Source organism: Paenibacillus sp. Marseille-Q9583, assembly GCF_976954365.1.
Genome location: NZ_CDRJTB010000164.1, coordinates 1 through 861 on the forward strand (window position 1 = coordinate 1; position 861 = coordinate 861).

Genomic DNA, 861 nt, shown 5'->3' on the forward strand with positions numbered 1-861 from the left:
ACCCACCTCAATCCGGTACCCCCGAATCTTCACCTGATCATCGATCCGGCCCAAATACTCGATATTCCCATCCGGTAGCCACCGGGCTAAGTCCCCGGTTTTGTACAACCGCTCCCCATGCTTAAATGGATTCCGGACAAACCTCTCTGCTGTCAGCTCCGGCCGGTTCAAATACCCCCGGGCTAACCCCATCCCTCCAATGTGCAGTTCTCCAGGCACACCCACCGGTACTACTTGTCCCTGAGCATCTAAAACGTACACCCGCTTATTCCCTAACGGACGACCAATGCTTACAGACCGATGACCTGTTTCCGCATATTCATACATCGTGGCTCCTATCGTTGCTTCGGTAGGACCATAACCATTAAAAAATCGGGTCTTCTTCGACCATTGACTCGCTACCTCGGCAGAACAGGTCTCTGCTGCTGAAATTACGGTTTGTATGCTGGGAAAGTACTCATTGGCCAATAACCCAAGTACGGTCGGTGGCAATATTACAAGGGTAATTTCATGCCTGTTTATCAATTGGATGAGTCCTTCGCCCGGCAGTATCTCCTCTTGAATTCCCATATACAACCTAGCACCGTGGCCCAAAGCCATAATGAACTCAAAAACAGAACCATCAAAGCTAAAGGAAGCAAATTGCAGAATCCGGCTGTTCACGCTGATATCAAACAAGCGCCCCTGCTCATTTGCTATATTGATAAGTCCCTGATGTTCTATCAGAACCCCCTTCGGCTTACCCGTCGACCCTGAGGTATAGATGACATACGCCAGGTTCTGTGGTGTCACCCCGCTCACCGGATTGTCCACCGCTTCCCCTGGAATGTCCGTCGGTTCCCGGTCCAGCAAGCAAATCAC

1 protein-coding gene is annotated in these 861 nt (G+C 50.9%); it reads right to left on the bottom strand.

Annotated elements, in window-relative coordinates; all coding sequences use genetic code 11:
- A partial coding sequence (locus ACWNM1_RS30595) for an amino acid adenylation domain-containing protein (RefSeq protein WP_449603937.1) occupies positions 1 to 861 on the bottom strand: 861 nt, incomplete at both ends.